The organism is Luteibacter yeojuensis (genome assembly GCF_011742875.1).
GTDB lineage: Bacteria > Pseudomonadota > Gammaproteobacteria > Xanthomonadales > Rhodanobacteraceae > Luteibacter > Luteibacter yeojuensis.
On the sequence record NZ_JAAQTL010000001.1, the window covers coordinates 1,769,012 to 1,795,317 of the forward strand.

18 protein-coding genes are annotated in these 26,306 nt (G+C 66.3%); 11 read left to right on the forward strand and 7 right to left on the reverse strand.

The features are described 5' to 3' along the window. The first annotated feature begins 15 nt into the window (after nucleotides 1–15). Entirely contained in the window at nucleotides 16–2,175 is a 2,160-nt protein-coding gene (gene ppk1 / locus HBF32_RS08210; RefSeq protein WP_166699184.1) for a polyphosphate kinase 1, read from the forward strand. Nucleotides 2,176–2,368: 193 nt separating this feature from the next. Then, entirely contained in the window at nucleotides 2,369–4,051 is a 1,683-nt protein-coding gene (locus HBF32_RS08215) for a GGDEF domain-containing protein (RefSeq protein WP_166699185.1), read from the forward strand. Between the two features lie 89 nt (nucleotides 4,052–4,140). Here the strand turns inward: HBF32_RS08215 and HBF32_RS08220 are convergent, their stop codons facing one another. The 4 genes from HBF32_RS08220 to HBF32_RS08235 are packed head-to-tail and all read right to left on the reverse strand — an operon-like array spanning nucleotide 4,141 to nucleotide 8,794. Next, the gene (locus HBF32_RS08220) at nucleotides 4,141–6,405 is read right to left on the reverse strand and encodes a thiamine pyrophosphate-dependent enzyme (protein WP_166699186.1); all 2,265 of its coding nucleotides are present in this window, start codon (nucleotides 6,403–6,405) and stop codon (nucleotides 4,141–4,143) included. A 24-nt stretch (nucleotides 6,406–6,429) separates the two neighbouring features. Further along, on the reverse strand, nucleotides 6,430–7,053 hold the full coding sequence (locus HBF32_RS08225; protein WP_240147803.1) for a glutathione S-transferase family protein: 624 nt from the start codon (nucleotides 7,051–7,053) through the stop codon (nucleotides 6,430–6,432). A gap of 24 nt (nucleotides 7,054–7,077) precedes the next feature. Further along, nucleotides 7,078–7,617, reverse strand: coding sequence for a GNAT family N-acetyltransferase (locus HBF32_RS08230; protein ID WP_166699187.1), 540 nt, complete (start codon nucleotides 7,615–7,617; stop codon nucleotides 7,078–7,080). 7 nt (nucleotides 7,618–7,624) lie between these two features. Next, the gene (locus HBF32_RS08235; protein WP_166699188.1) at nucleotides 7,625–8,794 is read right to left on the reverse strand and encodes an acyl-CoA dehydrogenase family protein; all 1,170 of its coding nucleotides are present in this window, start codon (nucleotides 8,792–8,794) and stop codon (nucleotides 7,625–7,627) included. A 137-nt stretch (nucleotides 8,795–8,931) separates the two neighbouring features. On the opposite strand from HBF32_RS08235, the gene HBF32_RS08240 reads away from it, so the two are divergent. Next, nucleotides 8,932–9,807, forward strand: coding sequence for a DMT family transporter (locus tag HBF32_RS08240; protein WP_166699189.1), 876 nt, complete (start codon nucleotides 8,932–8,934; stop codon nucleotides 9,805–9,807). Nucleotides 9,808–9,926: 119 nt separating this feature from the next. Here the strand turns inward: HBF32_RS08240 and HBF32_RS08245 are convergent, their stop codons facing one another. The 3 genes from HBF32_RS08245 to HBF32_RS08255 all read right to left on the reverse strand — a co-directional run bounded on the left by HBF32_RS08245 (nucleotide 9,927) and on the right by HBF32_RS08255 (nucleotide 16,850). Next, a complete protein-coding gene (locus HBF32_RS08245; RefSeq protein ID WP_240147804.1) occupies nucleotides 9,927–10,979 on the reverse strand; it encodes a 5'-nucleotidase in 1,053 nt (350 codons plus the stop codon). After that, a complete protein-coding gene (locus tag HBF32_RS08250; RefSeq protein ID WP_166699190.1) occupies nucleotides 10,976–11,734 on the reverse strand; it encodes an NAD kinase in 759 nt (252 codons plus the stop codon). The genes HBF32_RS08245 and HBF32_RS08250 overlap by 4 nt, the downstream gene beginning before the upstream one ends. Nucleotides 11,735–11,930: 196 nt before the next feature. Further along, nucleotides 11,931–16,850, reverse strand: coding sequence for an NAD-glutamate dehydrogenase (locus HBF32_RS08255; protein ID WP_166699191.1), 4,920 nt, complete (start codon nucleotides 16,848–16,850; stop codon nucleotides 11,931–11,933). Nucleotides 16,851–17,294: 444 nt separating this feature from the next. Here HBF32_RS08255 and HBF32_RS08260 point away from each other — a divergent pair, with 444 nt between their 5' ends. From HBF32_RS08260 to HBF32_RS08295, 8 genes are all read left to right on the forward strand, one after another. Next, the gene (locus tag HBF32_RS08260; RefSeq protein ID WP_166699192.1) at nucleotides 17,295–18,518 is read left to right on the forward strand and encodes an efflux RND transporter periplasmic adaptor subunit; all 1,224 of its coding nucleotides are present in this window, start codon (nucleotides 17,295–17,297) and stop codon (nucleotides 18,516–18,518) included. 12 nt (nucleotides 18,519–18,530) lie between these two features. After that, nucleotides 18,531–21,857, forward strand: coding sequence for an efflux RND transporter permease subunit (locus tag HBF32_RS08265; RefSeq protein ID WP_166699193.1), 3,327 nt, complete (start codon nucleotides 18,531–18,533; stop codon nucleotides 21,855–21,857). A gap of 192 nt (nucleotides 21,858–22,049) precedes the next feature. After that, nucleotides 22,050–22,340: a BrnT family toxin gene (locus tag HBF32_RS08270; RefSeq protein ID WP_205287722.1), complete on the forward strand. Its 291-nt coding sequence runs from the start codon at nucleotides 22,050–22,052 to the stop codon at nucleotides 22,338–22,340. After that, the gene (locus HBF32_RS08275) at nucleotides 22,297–22,632 is read left to right on the forward strand and encodes a BrnA antitoxin family protein (RefSeq protein WP_166699194.1); all 336 of its coding nucleotides are present in this window, start codon (nucleotides 22,297–22,299) and stop codon (nucleotides 22,630–22,632) included. Before HBF32_RS08270 ends, HBF32_RS08275 begins: the two co-directional genes overlap by 44 nt. A 395-nt stretch (nucleotides 22,633–23,027) precedes the next feature. Next, nucleotides 23,028–23,693, forward strand: coding sequence for a CDP-alcohol phosphatidyltransferase family protein (locus HBF32_RS08280; RefSeq protein ID WP_166699195.1), 666 nt, complete (start codon nucleotides 23,028–23,030; stop codon nucleotides 23,691–23,693). Continuing rightward, nucleotides 23,690–24,622: a phosphatidate cytidylyltransferase gene (locus HBF32_RS08285; RefSeq protein ID WP_166699196.1), complete on the forward strand. Its 933-nt coding sequence runs from the start codon at nucleotides 23,690–23,692 to the stop codon at nucleotides 24,620–24,622. The genes HBF32_RS08280 and HBF32_RS08285 overlap by 4 nt, the downstream gene beginning before the upstream one ends. Nucleotides 24,623–24,693: 71 nt before the next feature. After that, complete coding sequence (locus tag HBF32_RS08290) at nucleotides 24,694–25,677, forward strand: DUF2235 domain-containing protein (protein WP_166699197.1); 984 nt, start codon at nucleotides 24,694–24,696, stop codon at nucleotides 25,675–25,677. Nucleotides 25,678–25,742: 65 nt separating this feature from the next. After that, complete coding sequence (locus HBF32_RS08295) at nucleotides 25,743–26,279, forward strand: hypothetical protein (protein ID WP_166699198.1); 537 nt, start codon at nucleotides 25,743–25,745, stop codon at nucleotides 26,277–26,279. Nucleotides 26,280–26,306: the final 27 nt, after the last annotated feature.

Here is a 26,306-nt window from a genome sequence, read left to right on the forward strand (position 1 = left end):
GCCGTTCTGGATACCATGACGCCACCCACCGACTCCGCCAGTCTCCCCGCGAAGGCCGCCGCCCGGCAGGCCGCGCCGGCGGACGTACCGGAAGTCGACCTCAACGACCCCGCGCTCTACGTCCACCGCGAGCTGTCGCAGCTCCAGTTCAACGTCCGCGTGCTCGACCAGGCGCTGGACGAGTCCAAGCCGCTCATCGAGCGCCTCAAGTTCCTGCTGATCTTCTCGTCCAACATGGACGAGTTCTTCGAGATCCGCGTGGCGGGCCTGAAACAGCAGATCGCCTTCGATCATGAAATGATCGGCGCGGACGGCATCCCTCCGCGACGCGCCCTCGCCGAGATTTCGGAAGTCGCACACCGGCAGATCGAGCGCCAGTACGCCATCCTCAACGAAAAGATCCTTCCCGCGCTGGCGGAGGAAGGCATCCGCATCGTTCGCCGCAACCAGTGGACGCACAAGCAGAAGCTCTGGGTGCGCCGCTATTTCCGCCACGAGGTCGCACCGCTGGTCACGCCCATCGGGCTGGACCCGACGCATCCGTTCCCGCGGCTGGTGAACAAGAGCCTCAACTTCATCGTCCAGCTGGAAGGTACCGATGCCTTCGGTCGCGATTCGGGCCTGGCGATCGTGCCGGCGCCGCGCATCCTGCCGCGCCTGATCCGCCTGCCGGAAGAAGCGTGCGAGGGCGGCGACAACTACGTGCTGCTGTCCTCCATCATCCATGCGCACGCGGACGACCTCTTTCCCGGCATGCGCGTGCTCGGCTCCTACCAGTTCCGCCTCACCCGCAACGCCGACCTCACCATCGATCCGGAAGACGTCGAAGACCTGGCGCGCACGCTCCGCGGCGAGTTGTTCTCGCGCCGCTACGGCGACGCCGTGCGTCTCGAGGTCGCCGACAACTGCCCGAAGCCGCTGGTCGATTACCTCCTGAAGCAGTACTCGCTGGAGGCGGATGCGCTCTATGAGGTGAACGGGCCGGTGAACCTCGCCCGCCTGTTCGAGATGACCTTGCAGCCTGCGTATGCGCGCCTGCAGTTCCCGGCTTTCGTACCCGCATTGCCCAAGGCGCTGGCCGATGCCGAGGACATGTTCACGGTGATCGGCAAGCAGGACATCCTGCTTTACCACCCGTTCGAATCGTTCTCCCCGGTGGTGGACTTCCTGCGCCAGGCGGCGAAGGACCCGCAGGTGCTCACGATCAAGCAGACGCTTTACCGCAGCGGCGCCAATTCCGAGATCGTCGACGCCCTGGTGGAAGCGGCGCGGGCCGGCAAGGAAGTCACCGCGGTGGTGGAACTGCGCGCCCGCTTCGACGAAGAGTCCAATCTCAGCCTGGCCTCGCGCCTGCAACAGGCCGGCGCCGTGGTGACCTACGGCGTGGTCGGCGTGAAGACGCACGCGAAACTGATGCTCGTGCAGCGCCGCGAAGCCGGCAAGCTGGTGAGCTACGCCCATCTCGGCACCGGCAACTACCATTCGGGCAACGCGCGGCTCTACACCGATTACAGCCTGCTCACGTCGGACGAAGCGTTGTGCGACGACGTGCACCGCCTGTTCCGCCTGCTCACCGGTATGGGCAAGGCGTTGAAGATGAAACGCATGCTCTACGCGCCCTTTACGCTGAAGAAGGGCCTGCTCGACCTGATCGCCCGCGAGGTGGCCCATGCCGCGGCGGGGAAGAAGGCGGAGATCGTCTGCAAGATCAACGCGATCACCGATCCGAAGGTGATCCGCGCGCTCTATCGCGCCAGCCAGGCCGGCGTGAAGATCGACCTGATCGTGCGCGGCATGTGCTGCCTGCGGGCGGGTATCCCCGGCGTGTCGCAGAACATCCGGGTCCGCTCTGTCGTGGGCCGCTTCCTCGAGCACAGCCGCGTCTACTGGTTCCTCAACGACGGCGAGCCCGACCTCTACCTGGCCAGCGCCGACCTGATGGAACGTAACCTCGAACGCCGCGTGGAGACCTGCTTCCCCGTCGAGGGCAAGAAGCTGCGCCAGCGCATCCGGCGCGAGCTGGACCTCTACCTGACCGACAATCACTCGGCCTGGGTCCAGCAGCCCGACGGCGGGTATGCCCTCCTCCAGCCCCCTTCGAGCCAGCCGGTCCGGGACGCGCAGACCCAGCTCCTGGAGCGCTTCGGCGGCATCGCGGCCCCCGATCCTTCCTGACCCCCGGCCTTTCACCTAACCCGAACGGCCAAGGCGACATTCTGTTGCGGTCAAGGCACAATAGCCTTGCTGTTAAAGGGGGAGACGGGCTTTCTCTCGAAACGCTTCCGGATCCACGCCGCGCCCCCGCTGGGTGCGCCGTTCGCTTGGCACGGGTATCGGAATGCGCTCCTGCAACCGGCAGCACGGATGGATGCTTCGTCTCCTGCAGGCGACCCTCGTCTGTGGGCTATGGTTCGCCGGGGCCGCAGGTGCCTCGGCGCTCCTGACCAACATGCGGGAAGTACGGCCCGGCGAGCAGCCTGCGGATGTCCTCGCGCAAGCCGCCCAGCGCCCTTTCCCCTCCTTCGACCCCACCCGCCTGCAGATCCTTCCGAACTCGCCAGGCGGCAGCTGGGTGGTCGTGCGCACCCCGCCGCCCTGGACTCCCGGCGAGCGTGTCCTCAGCGTCCGTCATCCCGGCATGGGTGCCGTGTCGCTGTACGACGGGAACACCCTGATCGCCACCACGTCGCTGGAAGACTTTGGCCCGCCGTTGCATGGCCATGGCCGCCTCATCTTCAACGTGCCCGCCTCCATCCCCGCGTCGCGACCGCTCCTGTTGAAGTTCGAAGGTACGTCGGCGCCGCCGGGCGCCGTGACGATATCGATGGACTCCTGGCCCGATTACCTTCGCGAGGACGGGAGCTGGATGGTGTTCGCGGCGGGCTCCTTCGCCGTGATGATGACGATGGCGCTGATGGCGCTGTGCTTCGCTCTCATCCTGCGCGACATGACCTTCGGGTGGTACGCCGCGTACCTGGTCTGCTACGCCCTCATCCAGGGCCTGCGCTCCGGGTTCGTTTTCCACCCGCTGGAGATCCAGTCGCTGGCGGGCATGGCCGACAACCTGGGTGCCGCTGCCACGGCGCTGTCCGTGTCGTTCGCCGCGCTCTTCATGCTGCGTTTCGCCCGCGTCGACGAATACGTGCCGCTGCTCCGCACGCCGGTGCTTTCCTTCGCGGTGGTGATGCCCCTGCTCGTCATCCTGCGCGCCACCGGTATCGGGTTGTTCGTGGGCATGGCGCAGCTGCTGCTGCAGCCGCTCGTCCTCCTGGGCGCCCTCCTCCTGCTGGCGGCGGGCACGCTGGCGGCGGCGCGTGGCTCGCGGCATGCCTGGTTCTTCCTCGTCGGCTGGACCCCCCTGCTGATCCTCACCGCGCTCTGCGGAGCGCAACAGCAGGGCATGCTGGCGGGGGCACCGTGGTTGCCGGATGCGGCGATCGCCATGGGCGCGTTCGAGGCCATCGTCCTTTCCATCGGCCTTTCCGATCGCGCGCTCACCATCCGGCACGATCGCGACCGCGCGCGCGAACTCGCCGACAGCGATCCGCTCACGGGCCTGCTCAACCGCCGTGCCTGGACCGAAGCGGCGATCGAGGTACTGGAACAGGGCCTCGCACGTCCCGTGGCCATGCTGTTCTTCGACCTCGATCACTTCAAGGCGCTCAACGACCGTCACGGCCATGCGGCGGGCGACAAGGCGCTCGTCGCCGTGGCCGCCGCCCTGCGCCAGGAACTGCGTCCGTCGGACCTGCTCGGCCGTTACGGCGGCGAGGAATTCGTGGCGTTGCTGCAAGGCGTGGACCGGGAAAACGCCACACTGATCGCCTCGCGACTGTGCCGGCGCGTGCATCGGCTTGACGTGCACGTGAGCACGTCGGACATGCTCACGGTGTCGATCGGCGTGGCCATGCGCACGCCGGCGGACTCCGTCCAGTCGCTCATCGAACGGGCCGACGCGGCGATGTACCAGGCGAAACTGGCCGGGCGCAACCGCGTGGTATGCGCGAACCATGTCGGTCCGGTGCTGGTCCGCCGCTCCGACGTCAGGTAAATAGGTGGGAGCCGCTTCAGCGGCGATGGGCGCTCGCGGAGACGGTGCCCGCTGCCGCGGGATCGCCGGCGTAGCCGGCCCCCACAAGGTCAGGCCAGGGTGTTCGCCGCGGCCACGATGTCGTCGTCGCCCGGCAGGACCAGGAACGCCGCGCCGGCCAGCGGCGTGAACGTGTCGGCGCCGACCACGCGACGCAGCGGGAGGTGGCCGAGGCCCGCCTCGACGACGGCCGTGATCACGCCCTCGCCCACCCCCGCGCTCTTTCGGCCCTCGTCGACGACGAGGATGCGCTTCGCGCTCGCCGCCTGCTTCGCGATGAAGGCGTCGTTGAGGGGCACCAGCCAGCGAAGGTCCACCACGCGCACCTTCCAGCCGTTCGCGGCCTCGATGCGGCGTGCGGCGCGCAGGCTCATCGGCACGCCGTTGCCGAAGGTGAAGATGACGAGGTCGTCGGCCGCCTCGGCGTAGACGCGGCCCTCGCCCAGCGGCATCGCCTCGCCCGGCGCCGGGTAACCGAATTGCCACTGGCCGTCGCCGGCTTCGTACAAGTCCTTGGTCATGTACAGCGCGATGGGCTCGAGGAAGGCGGTGACCCGGCCGTCGACCTTCGCCAGCGCCGCCAGCGTGCGCAGCATCGTCGCCGCGTCGTCGCCGCGGCTGGGGCAGCCCACCACGAGCCCGGGAATGTCGCGCAGCGCGGCAATCGAATTGTCGTTGTGGAAGTGTCCGCCGAAACCGCGCTGGTAACCGAGCGATGCCACGCGCATCAGCATCGGATTGCGGTACTGGCCGTTGGAGAAGAACTGGAGCGATGCCGCTTCGCCGCGAATCTGGTCGCAGGCGTTGTGGAAATACGCCAGGTACTGGATTTCCGGCAGGGGCAGCATGCCCATGTTGGCGTAACCCTGGGCCAGGCCCAGGATCATCGTCTCGTCGAGCAGCGTGTTGAACACGCGCGCGTTGCGGAACGCTTTGTGCAGCCCCTTGGTGACGGTGTAGACGCCACCCTTCTGCGCCACGTCCTCGCCGAACAGGAGGCTCTCCGGATACTTCGCCATCAGGTCGTGCAGCGCCTGGCCGATCTGGATGGCGAGATGGCGCGGCGGTTGCTTCTCCGGCAGTTTCTCCGCGCCACCGAACACGCGCTCGCGCTCCGCCGCATCGCCGGCGCGCTCCGCTTCCGCACGCACGGCCTCGGGCGTATAGGGCGCCAGCGGTGCCATGACGTCCGCGAGCGAGGTCAGGCGCGGCCGGCGGTCCGCATCTTCCGCGGCCTCGAAGCAGCGCTTGCGGATGGACTCGTAGAGATCCATCAGGCCGTCGCGGTCGTACAGCCCCGAGGCGAGCGCGATGGCCGCGCTGCGCAGCAGCGGATCGGTGGCTTCCAGCGCCACCAGCTCCTCCACGGAACGCCATTCGATCTCGAAGTCGGTACCCGCATGACCCATGATGCGGGTGGTGCCGAGGTGCAGGAAGGTCGGCCGGCGCGTGGCGCGGCAGTGTTCCACCGCACGCTGCACGTCGGCATAGCCTCCGGCGAGGTCGAGGCCGTCGGCATAGAAATAGTCCAGGCCGGGACGATGCCTGAAGTTGCTCGCCACCCAGCCGCTCGGCGTCTTCACCGAGATGCCGATGCCGTTGTCCTCGCAGACGAAGAGCACGGGGGCGGGCAGCTTCTGGTAGGCGGTCCAGGCGGCGGCGTTGAAGGCCGTCTGGGCGGTGGCGTGGTTGGACGAGGCATCGCCGAACGAACACACGGCGATGGCGTCGCCGGGGATGGGCAGCGCATGGCCGATGCGCGCGGCCTGCTCGATGGCGATGGCCGTGCCCAGCGCCTTGGGCAGGTGCGAAGCGATCGTCGAGGTCTGCGGCAGCACCCACAACGGCTTGCTGCCCCATACCTTGTGCCTGCCGCCCGATGCGGGATCCTCGCTGCTCGCCGCGAACGACAGCGCCGAATCCATCACCGGGTCCATGCCCGGCAGCTTGCGGAAGCGCTCCGCCATGAAGCCGCCGCTGCGGTAATGAAGGAAGGCGGGATCGGTATGCCGCGTGAGCCGCGCCACCATCGCATTGCCTTCGTGACCCGACGAGCCGATGGTGTAGAACACCTTGTTCTGCACGCGCAGTACGCGCGCCATGAGGTCGAGGTGGCGGCTGATCAGCTGCGATTCGAACAGCTCGCGGAAGCCGCGCGCATCGAGCCCGCTGCCCGGCAGCACGGGTTCGTCGTCGCGCGGCGCGCGGGCGACGTCGCCCTGCCAGGAGCGCACGAACTCGGCGAAATTCTGGTCGACGATCTCGGCGCGGTTGAAGCCCTTGTGGCGGGCGGCGATGGGTTGCGGAACGGACATGGGAGGCTCGGCGGGGAAAGGGAGTCAGGCGATCATCGGCGAGAAGCCGGGCTGCGCGCGCACGCGCTCCAGCCAGGCGGCGACGCCCGGCCAGCGCGGAAGCTCGAAGCCGGCCTCGGAGGCGCAATGGGTATACGCGAACAGCGCGATGTCGGCGATGCCGAACGCGCCGCCGCTGAACCAGCCCTCGCGGGCAAGGTGGTCTTCCATCACGTCGAGCGCCACGGCGCCGCGCTCGCGCAGGCGCGGCAGTTCGGCCTGGCGTTCATGGTCCGCGGGCAGCCAGCGGGCGATGAAACGCGCCACCGCGATGCAGGGTTCGTGGCTGTACTGCTCGAAGAACAGCCATTGCAAGGTACGGGCCCTGTCCCATGCGTCGTCAGGCAGGTACGGCGTGCCTTCGGCGAGGTAGCAGAGGATGGCGTTGGACTCCGCGAGCCGGCGGCCGTCCTCCAGTACGAGGAGCGGCACCTTGCCGTTCGGATTCAGCGCGAGGAACTCGGGCGTGCGCGTGGCGCCGGCCGTGGTCACCGTGTCGATCCATCGATAGGGGCGGCCGAGCATGTCCAGCAAGAGCTGCAGCTTGTAGCAGTTGCCCGAGGCGCGCCAGCCGTAGACGGTGGGCCCGGTGGATGCGGAATGAGTCAAGGCGGTGTGCTCGCGTGGATGGATTCAACGGCGACGGCGAGCGAGCCACTGCTCACGCGTCTGCCCCCAGAGGTCGACGACATCGTCCTCGAACGGCGCCGGCAACGTACCCGGCCCCTGCAGCGCGGAACCGAGCTTCTTCGCCACGCCGATGGACGCGAGGTTTTCCGGATTGATCGAATGGATGACCTGGCTCCAGCCGAGGTGGTCGAAGGCCCAGTCCATCGAGGCGGCGGCGCCTTCGGTAGCGTAGCCCTTGCCCCAGGTCTCGCGCTTGAGACCCCAGCCGATCTCGTGGCCGGGCCAGCCCTCGGGCTGCCACGGACCCAGGCGACCCACCCAGCGCCCCGTGGCGCGCTCGATCACCGAGAACATGCCGAACCCCTGGATACTCCAGCAGCCGGCCATCGTCATGAAGTTGCGCCAGGCCACCGCACGCGGCTGCGGGCCGCCGAGGAAGCGGTTCACCTCGGGGTCGGCCATGCATTCGGCCCACGCGTCGAAATCTTCCGCGGCGGTGGGCCGCAGGATCAGGCGGTCCGTCTCGATGCGCAGGCCGTGCATGCTTGCCTCAGAACGCGTTGATACCGGTGAGTTCGCGGCCGACCACGAGCTGGTGGACGGTCTCGGTGCCTTCGTAGGTGATGACCGATTCGAGGTTGAGCGCGTGGCGGATGGCCGAATGCTCGGTGGTGATGCCGGCGCCGCCGAGGATGTCGCGGCATTCACGCGCGATGTCCAGCGCCATGCGCACGTTGTTCCACTTCGCCAGCGATACCTGGGTGGGCTGGAGGCGCCCGGCGTCCTTCAGCCGGCCCAGCTGCAGCGAGAGCAGCTGCGCGGTGGTGATGCGGCGGGCCATGTCGGCCATCTTCACCTGCACCGCCTGGTTGGCCGCGAGCGGACGGCCGAACAACACGCGCTGCGCGGTGTAATCGAGCACTTCCTTCAGGCAGGCCTGTGCGGCGCCGATCGGGCCCCAGGTGATGCCGTAGCGCGCCTGGTTGAGGCAGCCGAGCGGCCCCTTGAGTCCCTTCACGTTCGGCAGCCGCGCGCTGTCGGGCACGCGTACGTCGTCGAAGAACAGCGCGGAGGTCACCGAGGCGCGCAGGCTCATCTTCTTGTGCACTTCCTGCGCCGCGAAGCCCTTCGTGGAGGTGGGCACGATGAAACCCTGAATGCCGTCGTCGGTCTGCGCCCAGACGATGGCGATATGGGCAAGGTTGCCGTTGGTGATCCACATCTTGGCGCCGTTGATCACCCAGTCCCCGCCGTCCTTGCGCGCGACCGTCTTCATGTTCGCCGGATCGGAGCCGCCATGCGGCTCGGTCAGGCCGAAGCATCCGATGACTTCACCCGCGGCCATCTTCGGCAGGTATTCGCGCTTCTGCTCTTCCGAGCCGTAGGCGAAGATCGGATACATGCACAGCGAGCTCTGCACGGAAGCGAAGCTGCGCAGACCGGAATCGCCGCGCTCCAGTTCCTGGCAGATGAGGCCGTAGCTCACGCCGTTCATGCCGGCGCAGCCGTACTCCTCGGGCAGCGTGGCGCCGAGCAGGCCCAGGGAGGCGATCTCGGGCACCAGTTCGGCCGGGAAGCGCCCCTGGTCGAACGCGTCGCCGATGATCGGCAGCACCTTTTCGTCGACGAAACGGCCGACGGCATCCTGCACGGCGCGCTCCTCGTCGGTGAGCAGCGAGCGGACGTCGTAGAGATCGAGCGGGTCGAGGCGGTGGGCCATGCTTGGGACTCTTACTTGGGCAGCCGGAAACGTCCGATTGTAGCCACGGCGCGGGGCGCGGTCATGGCGGGGCGCAACAATCCAGGCACCCGGCCAGCCCCCATAATGGCCCCTCCCCCCACCACCGGATGCCAGCCATGTTCAAGGGCGTACTCCTGGGTTTCGCCTGCTACGCGGCCTACGCGTGGAGCGACGCCTTCGTGAAGTCGCTCGAGGGCAGCCTGCCCGCCTACGAGGCGGTCTTCTTCGGCGCGATCCTGGCCATGGCGGCCTTCCCCTTCCTGAAGAAGCCCGGGGACCGCTGGAGCGAGGTGGTGGTATCGAAACTGCCCGGCCTCTGGCTGCTGCGTGCGGTGGCCGGCGCCATCGGCAACGTCACCGCGGTGATGGCCTTCACGGCCCTGCCGATGGCGGAGGCCTTCTCGCTGATCTTCCTGCTGCCGATCTTCGTGACCATCCTCTCGGTGGTCTTCCTCCGCGAACACGTGGGCTGGCGGCGCTGGTCGGCCGTGATCGTCGGTTTCCTGGGCGTACTGGTGGTGCTGCGGCCCGGTTTTCGCCACCTGGGTACCGGACATGTGGCCGCGATCGTCTGCGGCCTCGCCGGCGCGCTGTCGATCGTGGCGCTGCGCATGGCGGGGGCGACGGAGAAGCGCATCACCCTGTACGGCGCCGGCGCGATCGGGCCGATGGTGGCCGGCTTCATCATGATGCTGCCGCATTTCGTGTGGCCGGATGCGCACCAGTGGTTCCTGCTGCTGGGCTACGGGTTGTTCGCCGCGGCAGGTGCCGTGCTGCTGATGCTGGCGACGCAGCACGCCCCGGCCAATCGCGTCGCGCCCACGCAATACAGCCAGATGCTGTGGGCGATCCTGTTCGGCTACCTCCTCTTCCACGACCGCCTGGACTGGCCGATGCTCATCGGCATCACGATGATCCTCGGCGCGGGGTTGTTCACCTTCGTCCGCGAGGAAAAGAAGACCCAGTGGTGGCGCTGGACGAATATCGTCTGACCCTGTTCCTCTGTAGGAGCCGCTATAGCGGCGAGGGCGATCTTGCGGGGTGTCGCGAGGTTTTCTCGCCGCTATGGCGGCTCCTACAGTCGATCGCCGGCTCAACCCTCACGACGACGTCAAGGGTTGGACACGCCATGGGGCACGTGGCCGGTGGCCACATGCTTGCGCGCCGACTCCACGTTCGCCGGCGAATCGTCGAAGAAGATGTCGGCGCCGAAGGCATCCAGGAACGGACCCTTGTCGCGACCGCCCAGGAACAGCGCCTCGTCGATGCGCACGCCCCAGCGGCGCAAGGTGAGGATCACGCGCTTGTGCGCCGGTGCGGAACGCGCCGTGACCAGCGCGGTGCGGATCGGCGACGTCTCGGCGGGGAACGCCGCCTGCAACCGGTGCAACGCGGCCAGGAAGCCGCGGAACGGGCCGCCGGACAAGGGCTCCGCCCAGCGTTCGGTCTCGTTGCGGTGGAAGGCGTCGAGGCCCTGCTCCTTCGACACCCGCTCCCCTTCGTCGCCGAAGATGACCGCGTCCCCGTCGAAGGCGATGCGTAGCTGCTCGCTGGAACGCTGCGGTGCCGTGGACGGCAGGATCGTCGCCGCCGCCACGCCGGCGCGAAGCGCGCGACCCACGTCCTCCGCGTTCGCGGAAAGGAAGAGATCGGCGCGGAACGGTGCGATGTAATCGGAAGTCGGCGCGCCGCTGGTGAAGGCCGCGCGCGAGATGCCCAGCGCGTAGTGCTGGATGGCGTTGAAGATGCGCAGGCCCGTGTCGCCCGAATTGCGCGACAGCAGGATCACTTCGACCGCCGGCACGTCGCCGGAGAGCGCATTGAGCCCCAGCAGCTTCTTCACCAGCGGGAATGCGACACCCGGCTTCAGCAATTCGTCCTCGTGTTCGATCTGGTACGCGCGATACGCATCGAGACCTTCGCGCTCGAACAGGTCGTGGCTGTCGCCCATGTCGAACAGCGCCCGCGAGGAAATCGCCACGACGAGACGGTTGTCGCGAACCGAGGCATCCGAGTGAGCGCCATGGGTGGGCCGTTCGGGCGCCGGCGCGCTTCCCGCATCGTCCGGCGCAGCGGCGACGGCATGGTCCGGATCGGCAGCGCCCGGGACAGCGGGCCTGTCGTCGGGACCGTTCGGCGTGTCGTGGCTATCGGGGGCGGTCATGGGGCGAACTGCTCGTCGAGGATACGTTGCTGAAGGTTGTGCTCGGGATCGAACAGCAGCCGCACGGCGTTGCGGCGCGACTGCCGGATCTCCACCATGCGCACGTCGCGCACCTCGTGGAAGTCGGCCGTGGCGCTGATGGGGCGCTTGTTCGGGTCCTTCGTGTCGAAGCCGACCCGCGTCGCATGGGGAAGGATGGCGCCGCGCCAGCGGCGCGGGCGGAACGGGCTGATCGGAGTGAGCGCCAGCACGTTGGCGTCCAGCGGAAGGATGGGACCGTGGGCGGACAGGTTATAGGCCGTGGAACCGGCGGGCGTGCACACGAGGATGCCATCGCAGACGAGTTCGTCGAGTTTCACTTCGCCGTTGAGGCGAACCCGCAGGTGCGCCGCCTGGTTGCTCTGCCGCAGCAGCGCGACCTCGTTGAAGGCGAGCGCGCGATGCTCCACGCCGTCGCAGCAGGTGCTGTGCATTTCCAGCGGATGCAGCACGGCCGGGTGCGCCTTCTCGATGCGCTCGGGCAGGTGGTCCACATCGTGCTGGTTCATGAGGAAACCGAGGCGCCCGAGCTTCATGCCGTAGAACGGCACGCCGAGGGTCCGGTGTGCGTGCAGGGTGCGCAGCATGAAGCCGTCGCCACCCAGGGACACGATGATATCGGCCTCGCCCGGCTCCACGCCGGCATAGCGCTTGATGAGGGCGGCGCGGGCACGTTGGGCGACTTCGGTTTCGCTGGCGACGAAGGCTAGGCGCATTGGGGAGTTGGGCATCCGGGTCCAACCCGGAGCTTAGTCCCTAACGCGGCAGGTCGGATAGTCGGCGGGCGCGACACCTGTAGGAGCCGCTATAGCGGCGAGGGGAATCTACCTCGCCGCTTCATGGCTTCGTTGGCTTCTCGCCGCTCTAGCGGCTCCTACAGGTGATCGCGGCCCTCTCGGCCAGGTATCTGCGTCAGACCGGAATCTGCGCCAGCTGGGCCAGGCGGCGGACGGCGACCGAGGCGATCGGGTAGTCCGCGTTCTGGGTGAGGATTTCCGCAAGCATCGCGCGGGTGTACTTCAGCGTCGCGTCGTCGCGGTCCAGCCAGGCCTTGACCGGGCTGACGTCGGTGCGATCGCCGGCGACGCCGAGCACCTGCAGGGCCAGGGCGCGATGCTGGGCGTTCAACTCGTCCAGCAGCGAGCCGCGTGCCTGCGCGTGCCACGCGCCTTCCACCGGCAGCGCCTCGATCTGGCCGCGCAGCCAGTCGAGGTCGAGCGCCTCGGCCAGTTCGTAGAAGACCGTGGCGACCGTGGCGATGCCCTTGCCGCTCTGCTTCGAGACCTCGACCATGTCCAGCGCCGAGCGCAGCACCGGAACGCGGGCCAGGCGCACGGCCAGGGTATTGGGCACGCCGAGGCCTTCCCACTTCTCCTGGCTGGCGGCGAAGTCGCCACGACCGGTGTTGGTCAGCGCGTCCGGCAGCGCCTCGCGCAGCTTCGTGACCTCGCTGGCGTAACGATCGACGTTCGCGGCGATGTCCAGGGAACCGCCCGGACGGTTCAGCAGCCAGCGCGTGAGATGGCGCAGCAGCGACCAGATCTGCAGGATCGCGTCGATCTGCGTATCCTCGGCCACCTTGCCGTCGAGCGCCTCGATCTCGGCCCACAGGTCGCGGGCGTCCAGGATCTCGCGTGCCGCCGTATAAGCCTTGGCGATGGACGCCGGACCGTGGCCGGTGTCCTCCTGCATGCGCATCATGAACGTGGCGCCCATGCGGTTGATGGTCGAGTTGGTCACCGCCGTGGCGATGATCTCGCGCTTCAGGCGATGGCGCTGCATGTGCTCGGCGTATTTCTCGTGCAGCGGCACGGGGAAGTAGCGCACCAGCTCGCGCGACAGGTACGGATCTTCCGGCACGTCCGACTCCAGCAGCTGCTGGAACAGGCGGATCTTGTCGTAGGAGAGCAGCACCGACAGTTCGGGACGCGTCATGCCCTGGCCGCGCTGCTTGCGCTCGGCCAGTTCGGCGGCCGTCGGCAGCGACTCCACCTGGCGATCGAGAAGGCCTTCGGCTTCCAGCGTGCCGATGAAGTGGGCCATCGAACCCAGGCGGCGCACCGACTGGTGCTCCATCATCGTGATGGCCTGGTTCTGCCGGTAGTTGTCCCAAAGCACGAGGCGCGCCACTTCGTCGGTCATTTCCGCCAGCTGGCGGTTGCGGCCGTCGAAGCTGAGCTCGCCGCGCTGCACGGCGTCGTTGAGCAGGATCTTGATGTTCACCTCGTGGTCGGAGGTGTCCACGCCCGCGGAGTTGTCGATGAAGTCGGTGTTGAGCAACACGCCGGCCTGGCCGGCCTCGATGCGACCCTTCTGGGTCATGCCCAGGTTTCCGCCCTCGCCCACCACCTTGCAGCGCAGCTCGTTGCCGTTCACGCGCAGCGAATTGTTCGCGCGATCGCCGACGTCGGCATGCGTTTCGGAGGTGGCCTTCACGTAGGTGCCGATGCCGCCGTTCCAGAGCAGGTCCACCGGCGCCCTCAGGATCGCCGAGAGGAGATCGCTGGGCGCCATGTGGGCGACGTCGGCACGGATACCGAGCGCCGCGCGGATTTCCGGGGACACCGGGATCGACTTCGCGCTACGCGGATAGACGCCGCCGCCGGCGGAGATCAGCGACTTGTCGTAATCGTCCCACGAGGAGCGCGGCAGGGCGAACATGCGCTGGCGTTCCGCGAACGACTTCGCCGCGTCCGGATTCGGGTCGAGGAATACATGGCGGTGGTCGAACGCGGCCAGCAGGCGGATGTGCTCCGAGAGCAGCATGCCGTTGCCGAACACGTCGCCGGACATGTCGCCCACACCCACCACGGTGAAATCCTGGGTCTGGCAGTCGCGGCCCAGCGCGCGGAAGTGGCGTTTCACCGACTCCCAGGCGCCCTTGGCCGTGATGCCCATGCCCTTGTGGTCGTAACCGTAGGAGCCGCCGGAGGCGAAGGCATCGTCGAGCCAGAAGCCATGCTCGGTCGAGATGGCGTTGGCGATGTCGGAGAACGTGGCCGTGCCCTTGTCCGCGGCGACCACCAGGTACGGGTCGTCTTCGTCATGCCGCACGACGTCGTGCGGCGGGACGACCTTGCCCTCGACGAGGTTGTCGGTGATGTCGAGCAGGCCGTTGATGAACATGCGGTAGCAGGCGATGCCCTCGGCCAGCTGCGCATCGCGGTCGCCGCCCGCCGGCGGACGCTTCACGAAGAACCCGCCCTTGGAACCGACCGGCACGATGACGGTGTTCTTCACCATCTGCGCCTTCACCAGGCCCAGCACCTCGGTGCGGAAGTCTTCGCGGCGATCGGACCAGCGCAGGCCGCCGCGGGCCACGGAGCCGAAGCGCAGGTGGATGCCTTCCACGCGCGGCGCATAGACGAAGATCTCGCGGAACGGCACCGGCTTGGCCAGGTCCGGCACGCGATGCGAATCGAACTTGAAGCTGAGGTACGGACGGTAGGCGCCGTCCCAGGCCTGGAAGAAGTTCGTGCGCAACGTGGCATGCACCAGCGCGATGAAGCTGCGCAGGATGCGGTCCTCGTCGAGGCTGGACACATTGTCGAGCAGGGCGTTGATGGCCTCTTCCACCGCCGCGACCTGCTCGCCGCGCGGACGGCCGAGCGAGGACACCAGATTGCCGATGAGGCCCGGCTGCGCGGCGAGCGTTTCCGCGTCCAACAGGGCATGCATCTCGTGCGAGAGCAGGCTCTCGGCGCGCTCGCGCTCCGCACCGTCGAGGCTTTCCCGGCGTGGATCGAAGCGGGCGTTGAACAGTTCGACGATGAGGCCGGCGATGGCCGGGTAACGGTTGAGCGCGTCTTCCATATACGCCTGCGAGAACGCCACCCCGGTCTGCAGCAGGTACTTGCAGTAGCTGCGCAGCACCGCCACCTGGCGCCAGCCGAGTTTCGCGCCGAGGACGAGGCGGTTGAAGCCGTCGTTCTCCGCGCTGCCGCGCCAGATGTGCTCGAACGCATCCTCGAAGATCGTGCCGACCTGCTCCACCTCGAACACGAGGCGGCCCACCGGCTGCACCTCGAAATCCTGCACGAAGAGGTGGCCCTCGCCGAGCTTCACCTCGTACATGTGCTCGGTGAGCACGCGCAGGCCCAGGTTCTCGAGCTGCGGCATCACCTCGGACAGCGCGATGTCGGAACCGGAACGGTAGACCTTGAAGCGCAGCTCCTCCCGACGGTGCGGCGGATGGTAGAACGACATGCTGATGGCGTCGGGGCCGTCGAGGCCGGCCAGCGCGCGCACGTCGGCGGCCGCGACCTCGGGTGATACCTCGTCGACGTAGCCCGCCGGAAGCGCCTTGCCGTAGCGGTTGGCGAGGATGATGCCCTGCTGCTCGCCGGCCAGTTCGATCAGGCGGTCGCGCAGGTCGTCGTACCAGTTGCGCGCGATCGACACGATCTGCGCTTCGATGGAGGCCGCGTCGTACACCGGGTGGTCGCCGATACGCGGACGCACCACCACGTGCAGGCGGACCAGGGCGGCTTCGCCCATCAGGACCGCGGAATCGAGGTGCTCGCCATGGAAGGCATCGCGCAGCACGTTCTCCACGCGCTCGCGCACGCTCGTGTTGAAGCGGTCGCGCGGTATGTAGACGAGGCAGGAGAAGAATCGGCCGTAGCTGTCGCGACGGATGAACAGGCGCGTGCGCGTGCGCTGGGCCAGTTCGAGCAAGCCCATGGAGAGCGCGTAAAGCTCGTCGGTGCTGCACTGGAACAGCTCGTCGCGCGGCAGGGTGTCGAGGATGTGGCGCAGGGCCTTGCCCGAATGCGAATCGCGCTTCAGGCCGGAGCGGTTCATCACCGCCTCGCACTTGTCGCGCACCAGCGGCACGTGCTGCGGGTGGGCCATGTATGCGTTGGAGGAGAACAGGCCGAGGAAACGCTGCTCGGCGGTGGGACGGCCCTGCTCGTCGAACTTGAGCACGCCCACATAATCCATGTAGCCCGGGCGATGGATCGGCGAACGGGCGTTGGTCTTGGTGAGGATGATGGCGTCGGTCGCGCCCGAGCGCGGCAGTTCGCTCGCCACCAGGGTACGCAGCGACCGCGGCGCCACCGAGCGCTCGGCGCCGCGGAGGATGCCGAGACCGGAGCCGTCGACGGCCTTCAGGACCTGGTCGCCCGCGTCCGCGGCCACTTCGTACTCGCGGTAGCCCATGAAGGTGAAATGGTCGTCCGCCACCCAGCGCAGGAACTCGGTGGCCTCGCCCACTTCCTCGGCCGTGTACGGCAGGGACCGCTTGCCGAGCTCGTCCGCGATCTCCACCATCTTGCCGCGCATCGCGCGCCAGTCGCCCACGGCCTCGCGCACGTCGGCAAGGGCGGCCTCGACGTTCGCCTTCAGCGTCTCGAGTTCGGCCTCGTCGATGCGGTCGATCTCGAAGCGCATCACGGATTCGGTCTTCTCCCCCGCGCCCATGGATTCGAGGACGCCCGAGGCCGAGCGCACCACCGGCACCACCGGATGGATGATCGCGTGGATGTCCGCGTGGGCGGCGGCGACCATGGACACCGTGTCCACCAGGAAGGGCATGTCGTCGGTGACGACCTCGACCACCGCCCGGCTACCGGACTGACCGGGGTTGTAGACACGGACCTTCGCCTTGCCCGCCGTGCGCTCGCGGACGAAGGCGAGCAGGTCGGCGATCAACGCGGCCCAGCGCTCGGGCGCGTGCAGCGCGTGGTCGGCCGGGGCGATCCGCTCGAAAAAGGCCTCGATAAAAAAGCGCGCCTCGTTGAGGCGCTCCGCGGGGTAGTCCAGCTTATTCAGTTCATCGAAGACAACGGCGTGGAACGGGCCGTTTTCGGCAGCGCGAATCGCATTCATGGGCGGATTGTCGATGTGGGGAGGACGGAAATCCGTGAAAGCATAGCTCTCACCGGTGCCAACTAGCCACACCGCGAGCGAGTGCGCGTTGGCGTTTTTTCACTGCGTTGCCGCATGGGCCTCCACGCGCCTACGAATTGAGTCGGCGCTAACGGATAAGGGCATCGTGTGCATCGCAGCAATTCGCGTGCGAATGCGTAAACGGCCCGTTGACGATAGTGCACCCGAGATTCTAAACTGGACGGTATACTTACGTGTTGAATCAGCACACGGCGGCGCTGCGCACCAAGACAGCGTCACGGGCGTCCTATACACGCAAGAGGCCGTAAGGCACAGGACGGGTGGGCTGGGTACGCGGTAACACTAGCGATGCATGCGAGCGGCATCCTTCCCCGGTGCGGCGGCGCGAACGAACAAGAAACCTGGAAAAGGAACGAAGTTCTCATGAATCCCCTGCCCTTGCGCTCGTCCCTGCTGGCCCTCGGCCTCGCCGCGGCGCTTGCCGCCTGCCATAAGCAGGAAGCTCCCCAGCAGCCGCCTCCGCCGGAAGTGGGCGTCATCACCGCCCAGCCGCAGGACGCGCCGCTGGTCCAGGACCAGGTCGGCCGCCTCTCCGCCTACCGTACGGCCGACGTGCGTGCGCGCGTGCCCGGCATCCTGCTGCACCGTCTGTATGAGGAAGGCACGGACGTGAAGGCCGGCCAGAAGCTGTTCCAGATCGACCCCCAGCCGCTCAAGGCCGAACTGGACGCCCAGCTCGCCAACCTTGCCTCCACCCGTGCCTCGGCGGTCAATGCCAAGGCGCAGGCGGATCGGGCGCGCGGCCTCATCGGCAAGAACTACGTATCCCGCCAGGACCTCGACACGGCCGAAGCGAACGAGCGGACCGCGAACGCCGCGGTCAAGCAGGCCCAGGCGAACGCCGAGGCGGCGCGAATCAACCTCGGCTTTACCGATGTGGTCTCGCCGATCGACGGTCGCGCCGGGCAGCAGCAGGTGACCGAAGGCGCGCTGGTGGGCCAGGGCGAGACCACCCTGCTCACCCGCGTCGACCAGATCGACAAGCTGTACGTGAACTTCAGCGTCTCGGTGTCCGACCTCGACGCGATGCGCCGCGCCGCGGCCGCCGGCGCCGCCACGCTGTCGCCGACGGACAAGGCCACCGTGCGCATCCAGCTCCCGGACGGCTCCGACTTCGGCGAGGAAGGAACGCTCGATTTCTCCTCGGCGACGGTGAATCCGCAGACGGGCACGGTGAACCTGCGCGCGCTGCTGAACAATCCAGGCGAGCGCCTGCTTCCGGGCCAGTTCGTGACGGTGAAGGCCACCCTCGGCGACCTGCACAACGTCTACCTGGTGCCGCAGGCCGCCGTGCTGCGCGACGCCAACGACGCCTATGTGATGGTCGTCGGCGAAGGCCATGCCAAGAACCCACAGACCGGTGCCGAAACGGCCGTACCTTCGGCGGCCGTGCGCCGCCCGATCAAGGCCGATCGCATCAGCGGCTCCAACTGGGTGGTCACCGACGGCCTCAAGCCGGGTGACCGGATCATCGTCCAGGGCCTGCCCAAGGCGAGGGAGAACGCGCCGGTGAAGGCGTCCCCCGCGCAGGCCGCACCCGCGGCAGCGGCCGGCCCCGGTGCCGCCGCTCCCGCCGGCAAGCAGTAAAAGGAAACCGACATGCCGAGTTTCTTCATCGACCGCCCCATCTTCGCGTGGGTGGTGGCGATCCTGATCAGCCTGTGCGGCACGATCGCCCTGCTCAACATGGGTATCGAGTCGTATCCGAACATCGCCCCGCCGCAGGTCGTCGTCTCGGCGACCTACCCGGGCGCGAGTGCGGACACGACCGAAAAGACCGTGACGCAGGTCATCGAGCAGCAGCTGACCGGTATCGACCACCTGCTGTACTTCAGTTCCTCGTCGAGCTCCAGCGGTACCGCGCAGGTCACGCTGACCTTCGAGTCCGGCACCGATCCCGACATCGCCCAGGTGCAGGTGCAGAACAAGGTGGCGCTGGCCACGCCGCGCCTGCCGTCGGAAGTGACCCAGCAGGGCGTCGTGGTGGCGAAGTCCAACCCCGACTTCCTGATGTTCATCGCGCTGACCTCGTCGAACCCGGCGATCGACGGCGACCGCCTGACCGACATCGTGTCGTCGCAGGTGCTCGACCAGATCGCCCGTATCCCCGGCGTGGGCAACACCCGCCAGCTGGGTGCCGAGTACGCCATGCGTGTCTGGCTCAATCCGGACAAGCTGCGCGGCTACGGCCTCTCCGCCACCGACCTGCGCAACGCGCTCAGCACGCAGAACGTGCAGTTCGCCGCGGGCTCCATCGGCACCGATCCGGCCGTGAAGGGCCAGGGCTTCAGCGCCACGGTGTCCGCGGAAGGCCGCTTCACCACGCCTGAGCAGTTCTCCGAGATCATCCTGCGCGCCAACAACGACGGCACCGTCGTCCGCCTGAAGGACGTGGCCCGGGTGGAGCTCGGCCCGCAGAATTACGGCTTCAATGCGCAGTGGAACGGCACGGCCACGGGTTCGTTCGGCGTGCAGTTGCTGCCCGGCGCGAACGCGCTGGACGTCGCGAACGCCGTGCGCGCGAAGATGAACGAGCTGGCCAGGAGCTTCCCGGACGGCGTGACCTGGTTCGCGCCGTACGACACGACGAAGTTCGTGACCATCTCGATCGAGGAAGTGGTGCACACGCTGATCGAGGCGATCATCCTCGTCTTCCTCGTGATGCTGCTGTTCCTGCAGAACTTCCGCGCCACGATCATCCCGACCCTGGTCATCCCGGTGGCCCTGCTCGGCACCTTCCTGGGCCTCTCGCCGCTCGGCTTCACGATCAACCAGCTGACCCTGTTCGGCATGGTGCTCGCCATCGGCATCGTCGTCGACGACGCCATCGTGGTGATCGAGAACGTCGAGCGCATCATGTCCGAGGAAGGACTGTCGCCGAAGGAAGCCACGCGCAAGGCCATGGGCCAGATCACCGGCGCCGTCATCGCGATCACCGTGGTGCTGACGGCCGTGTTCGTGCCTTCGGCGCTGCAGCCCGGCGCCTCGGGCATCATTTACAAGCAGTTCGCGCTGACGATCGCGGTGTCGATGGGCTTCTCGGCCTTCCTCGCCCTGACCTTCACCCCGGCCCTCTGCGCGACGATCCTCCGGCACGAGCACGCGCACAAGAAGAACGTCGTCTACCGCAAGTTCAACCAGCTGTTCGACTGGGTCACGCATACCTACTCCGGCCACATCGGCGGCGCGATCCGCCATGCACCGCGCTGGATGGTCTTGTTCGTGCTGATCGCCGTACTCTGCGGCTTCCTGTTCGCCAGGCTGCCGACCAGCTTCGTGCCGGACGAGGACCAGGGTTATGCGCTGGCCATCGTGCAGCTGCCTCCGGGTTCCAGCCTTGCCCGCACCGAGAAGGTGATGGCCGAACAGCGCGGGATTCTGCTGAAGGATCCGGCCGTGGACGGCATCTTCCAGATCTCCGGCTTCAGCTTCGTGGGCCAGGGCGAGAACGTGGGCATGACCTTCATCCGCCTGAAGGACTGGGGCGACCGCGACCTGACCGCCACCCAGTTCATCCAGCAGGCGAACGGCAAGATGCAGGCCGTGCGCGATGCCACGATCTTCGTCGTCAACCTGCCGACGATCCGCGGTCTCTCGCAGTTCGGCGGTATCGACATGTACCTGCAGGCCCGCGCCGGCCAGTCGCGCGATCAGCTCACCGCGGCGCGCAACATGCTGCTGGGCGCCGCCGCGCAGAACAGCGCGCTGGTAGGCGTGCGCCCGAACACCCTGGAAGACGCGCCGCTGCTGCAACTGCACGTGGACCGTACCCAGGCGCAGACGATGGGCCTCTCGGTCAGCGACATCTACACGGCCATCCAGCTCACGCTGGCGCCGGTATACGTCAACGACTTCTCCTACGAGGGCCGTGTGAAGCGCGTGATGCTGCAGGCCGACGCGCCCTACCGCATGGGCACGGACGCGTTCTCGCACATCTTCACGCCGAGCACGCTTGCCGCGGCTTCGTCGGCCACGTCGCCGGATACGAACGTGGCCAGCACCACGTCGTCGGTGGACAACGCGATGATCCCGCTGTCCACGGTGGTGGACTCGAAGTGGGCGATGGCGGCACCGACACTCAATCGCTACAACGGCTACTCGGCGGTGGAAATCGTCGGTAACCAGGCGCCGGGGTATTCCACCGGCCAGGCGATGCAGATCGTCGAAGGTATCGTCAACGACAAGCTGCCGAAGGGCTTCGGTTACGACTGGACCGGCCAGTCGTACCAGGAAATCCTCTCCGGCAACTCGGCGACGATGCTGCTGGCCCTGTCGGTGGTGATCGTATTCCTCTGCCTCGCCGCCCTGTACGAGAGCTGGTCGATCCCGGTCGCGGTGCTGCTGGTGGTGCCGCTGGGCATCCTGGGCACGGTGGTGTTCTCGATGCTGCGCGGCCTGCCGAACGACATCTACTTCAAGATCGGCATGATCACCGTCATCGGCCTCGCGGCGAAGAACGCGATCCTGATCGTGGAATTCGCGGTCGAACAGCAGCAGGCAGGAAAAACGCTGCGCGAAGGCGTCGTCGAGGCCGCCCGTCTCCGACTGCGCCCCATCCTGATGACCTCGCTGGCCTTCATCCTCGGCGTGTTCCCGCTGGCGATCTCCACCGGCGCGGGTGCGAACTCCCGCCACGCGATCGGCACCGGCGTCATCGGCGGCATGCTCTTCGCCACGTTCCTGGGCCTGCTGCTGATCCCGGTGTTCTACGTGACGGTGCGCCGCATGCTGGGCGACAAGATGGACGAGGTGTCGCAGACCATCCGCCACACGCACGGCCCGGACGGCGACGGCCACGGTCCGCACGGCGGCGGCGATGGCCCGCAAGGCGGTAACCCGTCGACCAACGTCGGCCCGCACGCCCCGAACGTCGGCGACGTGAGCGCCTTCGATTCGGATCCTCGACGAGGCACCGACCGACCGTAACGAGAGGAGCCCGGCGCAAGCCGGGCTTCTTTTTGGGGCGGAACTGACAGCGCGCAGAGTGTCGATCCGGCCGACACGCGCCGTGCCGTCACTCAGGCTTTCCGAATGGCTAGACCACAGGAATGCCGTCATGACAAGTATTGGGTTCTTGCAGTTCAACTACTTTTGTAGCTACATTTGTAGTGCCTCCGAATGAAGGCGCTGACGTTCGAGTGGGACGCTGCGAAAGCCGTCGCCAACAAAGCGAAACACGGCGTCTCCTTTCGAGCTGCGACGAAAGTGTTCTTCGATCCCTGTTACGTCGAGCACCACGATGGTGGCGATCATGCAGAAGACAGGTACGTCGCCTTCGGACTTGTTCGAGGGCGAGTTCTGTTGGTCGTCTACACAATGCGCGACAAGGTCATCCGTTTGATTTCAGCCCGCGAGGCACCCCGTCATGAAGCGACCCACTACTGGAAAAACCGTTCGCTATACCATTGATCTGGACGCTCCTCCGTCCTTCACTCCCGAGGAAATCGCGGAACTCGATGCCCTGGAGGGCCGCCCCGTCGACTTCAGCGATATCCCCGAGCAGGTCGACGACGGCAAGTGGTATCGTCCGGGCAAGTTCGAAGAAGTGATCAACAAGCAGCAGGTCACCCTGCGTATCGATCGCGACGTGCTGGAATTCTTTCGCAGCAGCGGCCAGCGCTACCAGACCCGCATCAACAACGTGTTGCGCGACTACATGCTGGCGCATCAGGCGACGCCCCCGCAGAAGCGTAGTCGCTGATTCCCCCTTCGCATGGTGAAGGAACACATGCGAGGCGCTGTCCGATCCTCCGAAACATCTGAAGCCGCGACTTAATCGCACTCGCTGCGGGTGATCGATGAAATCGCCGTCCGGCGTGGCCTACAACACATGTCAGCAATAGATTATTGCCAGGCCGCGCCACTTATTTGAGCATCCTTGCCCACCTCGCAAGGAACACCCTCATGCGCTCACGGAAGGCGACCGTCGCCGTCACCGCTCCACTCGCTGCCGCGGTTGCCGCGGTTGCCGCGGTTGCCGCGGTTGCCGCAGCCTACGGCCCGGCCTGTTGCATCAACCTGTTTCTTGGTTTCGACGGCTGTTCTGGCGGCTGTAGCTCCACGGCGAAGGAAATCTGCAGGTAGAAGGAATTCTTCATGCACCGACGACCCATCAGAAGCCGCGACACGCGCGCTGTTCGGGGGATTGCACGTATCCTTGCCCTGCGCAGCATTACACCCAACCAGATCTCGGCGCTATCAGTGGTCTTCGCACTGATCGGAACAGTCTTATTCGGAGCGTCCCCTCATTCTCCAGCGGCTCTTGTTGGCGTCATCGTCGCCATCCAACTGCGCCTGCTATGCAACCTGCTGGACGGCATGATTGCTATCGAGGGTGACAAGGCGGAAAGCTCCGGACGGTTCTTCAACGAGGTACCCGATCGTCTCGCGGACGTACTTCTTCTGGTGCCACTGGGATACGCGGTCGACCAGGATTATCTCGGATGGTTGATTGCCTGTCTGGCATTGAGCACGGCCTACCTACGCGCCTTTGGCGCCTCGCTCGGGTTCGGTGAGGACTTTCGAGGCCCCGGTGCCAAGCCTCATCGCATGGCTATGCTGACCGCCACCTGCGCCGCTGCCGCGCTTGAGTCGATCTGGCGGGCGCCCTTCTGGAGCTTCTGGCTGGGCGCGGTGGCTCTGATTTTGTTGACGAGCCTGACCCTGGTCCGACGATCGCAACACATCGTCCGCAGTCTTCGAGAGAAGCCCCGTCGGTCCTCATTCCAGGTGACCTCGGCCTTTATAAGAGAAAAGGAATGAACCGGCTCTTGGTAGTGACGGCCCTGATCCTGAGTGTACTGCTGATAGCCAGCCTCATAGGTTGGCGCCTCGACCGAAGGACACCTGAAGGAGCTCGCTCGACGATGGTGGCGAACCTTAACCAGCGCATCCGGGCTTGGTGGGTGATGGCCTTGATACTGGGCATCTGCCTGTGGGCCGGAAAGAGCGTGACGCTGGCGTTCTTCGCGATCTTGTCGGCTTTGTCACTGAAGGAATTCATGGCGCTTTCGCCACCTTCACGTGCGGATCGCTGGCCACTGGCGCTGTCGTTCTGTGTCCTGATAACGCTGCAATACGGGTTGATTGGAATCGGATGGTATGGACTCTTTTCGATCTTGATCCCCCTTTACGGCTTCCTGCTCCTGCCTGCAATATCCGCGCTTCGTGGCGAAACCGATCGATTTCTCGATCGATGTGCCAAGGTTCAGTTCGGACTCCTCCTAAGCGCTTACTGCATCAGCCATGTACCGGCGCTCTGGTTGATTCGGATTCCGGGCCATGACGACCAAACCATCCTGCTCATAATTTATCTCTTGCTGGTCGCCCAGATGAGCGATGTGTTCCAGTTCGTCTTTGGCAGGATCGTGGGTAAACACCCGCTCGCACCACGGGTCAGCCCGTCAAAGACGATCGAAGGCCTGGTCGGAGGCGGCCTTTCTGCTGTGGTCATCGGCGGATTGATGTGGTGGATAACACCCTTTTCGCCGATGGCTTCCCTCGCCATGTCCGTGCTGATCGTTCTTTGCGGATTCCTTGGCGGGCTAACCCTCTCGGCCATCAAACGGAGCCATGGAGTCAAGGACTGGGGTTCGTTGATCGGAGGCCATGGAGGCGTGCTCGATCGACTGGATTCCGTGTATTTCTCCGCGCCTGTCTTTTTCCATACGGTGAGATTCTTCTACGAATAACCAGACAACTCAGACTGTCGATTCCGAAACATCTGAAGCCCCGGCTTAACCGCACTCGCCGCAGGTGATCGATGAAATCGCCGTCCGGCGCGGCCTACAACACATGTCAGCAACAGATTATTGCCAGGTCGCGCCACTTATTTGAGCATCCTTGCCCACCTCGCAAGGAACACCCTCATGCGCTCACGGAAGGCGGCCGTCGCCGTCATCGCTCCACTCGCCGCCGCTGTTGCCTCCGTGTGGTTGGCGTCGGCTACAGTCGTGGTGCCGTCCTGGTCCCCGGATTCGCCCGCCTTGTCGACGAGTTTGGCATCGCCCATCCCGAAGGTTTGAAATTCGGCCGCGACGCTCATGGCAACCTCACCGTGGAATCGTCGCAAATCCTCGTGCCTCCCGGCGAGGTGGCTCAGGCCGTCGGCCTGTTCGACCCGGTCGGCACCAACCTGCCGAAGAACTACGACGCACGCTTACCCAAATCCGTGCTGTCCGGCTTCTCGCAGATCGCCCGCGACGAACAGCGCGAGCTGTTTCTGCACCAGACCATCCTCGATCCGGACTGGTCCGACGATGGCCGTTTCCTGAGTGCCACCCTTCCGGGCGGGCATTCGAACATCGGCGGGGGCAACGACGAGGCGGGGCTGGAAACGCTGGCCTTCAATGGCATGGCCGACTACCTCAACGCGCTGACCGACCGGCCGCTGTTCACGCATCGTGTGGTGCCGTCCGATCCCGCGCAATTCACCATCTTCCAGGCCACCGGCGCGACCGCCGCCTTCGGCCTGCGCATGGACAAGGACGGCCAGCGCAACCTGCGCGACGAGTTGGCGAACTGCAAGATCGTCGATATCTGTCGCGACGCCGATCCGGTGGATCAAGCACTGGCAAACCGGTTCAACTGGCAACGTGTTACGCCACAACTCACCGAATCACTGCCGCGACTGCCGGACCCCATTTCCATCACGCCACCGGCAGAAGCGCCGCCCTGGTCGTTGCCACCCGTTCCGATGGCCTCGGCCGCATCGACCGCATCGACCGCATCGACCGCATTGAACTAAGCAAGGACGCCGCCACGATCACGGCTGTCGAAACACCGTTCGATGGGCCGGAAAAGCGTATCGAGGTGCCAGTCGTCGCTTCACTGAACACGACGATGGCGCGCAGCTCTGACCATTGGTCGACTGCTATACATGACTTCGAACAAGAGCAGGCCCCGTCGCGCGGCAGGGCGCAGGAAGCCACCCCGAGCCTGACGGAAGCGCCGGCCTATATCCGAGGCCTCACCATGGCGCTGGACTCCAGACTTGGCCTCGAGGACCCGCGCCATCCGGAAAATCCCAACCACCGGCTCTATAAGGAACTGGAGCGCTGCGTCCCCCAGGCGTCGGAAGACCGTCTGATGCAATTCACCGTCGCCTGCCACGCGAGCCGGATCACCGCCGACAATCTTTCGGAAGTGCGTCTGGACGAGGAGAAATCGACCATCGAATTCATAGGGACAGGCGTACTGACCAGGCCGGCGAAGATCGACCTCGACAGTGAGCCACCCTACCCCGAGCAAGCCATCGCCCAGATCCAACAATACGACCAGCGGCAGGCGCAGATGCAGGAAGAGGTACGCATGCAGCAGGCGCAGATGAGCATGGGGCGTTCGCTTTAGGTGAAAACGATGCCGGCACGCCTTCCA

Bases quoted from the DNA above. Each gene is read 5' to 3' on its own strand.
- ppk1 (WP_166699184.1), top strand. From the start codon at position 16: ATGACGCCACCCACCGACTCCGCCAGTCTCCCCGCGAAGGCCGCCGCC.
- HBF32_RS08215 (WP_166699185.1), top strand. From the start codon at position 2,369: ATGCTTCGTCTCCTGCAGGCGACCCTCGTCTGTGGGCTATGGTTCGCC.
- HBF32_RS08220 (WP_166699186.1), bottom strand. From the start codon at position 6,405: ATGTCCGTTCCGCAACCCATCGCCGCCCGCCACAAGGGCTTCAACCGC.
- HBF32_RS08230 (WP_166699187.1), bottom strand. From the start codon at position 7,617: ATGCACGGCCTGCGCATCGAGACGGACCGCCTGATCCTGCGGCCCACC.
- HBF32_RS08235 (WP_166699188.1), bottom strand. From the start codon at position 8,794: ATGGCCCACCGCCTCGACCCGCTCGATCTCTACGACGTCCGCTCGCTG.
- HBF32_RS08240 (WP_166699189.1), top strand. From the start codon at position 8,932: ATGTTCAAGGGCGTACTCCTGGGTTTCGCCTGCTACGCGGCCTACGCG.
- HBF32_RS08245 (WP_240147804.1), bottom strand. From the start codon at position 10,979: ATGACCGCCCCCGATAGCCACGACACGCCGAACGGTCCCGACGACAGG.
- HBF32_RS08250 (WP_166699190.1), bottom strand. From the start codon at position 11,734: ATGCGCCTAGCCTTCGTCGCCAGCGAAACCGAAGTCGCCCAACGTGCC.
- HBF32_RS08255 (WP_166699191.1), bottom strand. From the start codon at position 16,850: ATGAATGCGATTCGCGCTGCCGAAAACGGCCCGTTCCACGCCGTTGTC.
- HBF32_RS08260 (WP_166699192.1), top strand. From the start codon at position 17,295: ATGAATCCCCTGCCCTTGCGCTCGTCCCTGCTGGCCCTCGGCCTCGCC.
- HBF32_RS08265 (WP_166699193.1), top strand. From the start codon at position 18,531: ATGCCGAGTTTCTTCATCGACCGCCCCATCTTCGCGTGGGTGGTGGCG.
- HBF32_RS08270 (WP_205287722.1), top strand. From the start codon at position 22,050: ATGAAGGCGCTGACGTTCGAGTGGGACGCTGCGAAAGCCGTCGCCAAC.
- HBF32_RS08275 (WP_166699194.1), top strand. From the start codon at position 22,297: ATGAAGCGACCCACTACTGGAAAAACCGTTCGCTATACCATTGATCTG.
- HBF32_RS08280 (WP_166699195.1), top strand. From the start codon at position 23,028: ATGCACCGACGACCCATCAGAAGCCGCGACACGCGCGCTGTTCGGGGG.
- HBF32_RS08285 (WP_166699196.1), top strand. From the start codon at position 23,690: ATGAACCGGCTCTTGGTAGTGACGGCCCTGATCCTGAGTGTACTGCTG.
- HBF32_RS08290 (WP_166699197.1), top strand. From the start codon at position 24,694: ATGAAATCGCCGTCCGGCGCGGCCTACAACACATGTCAGCAACAGATT.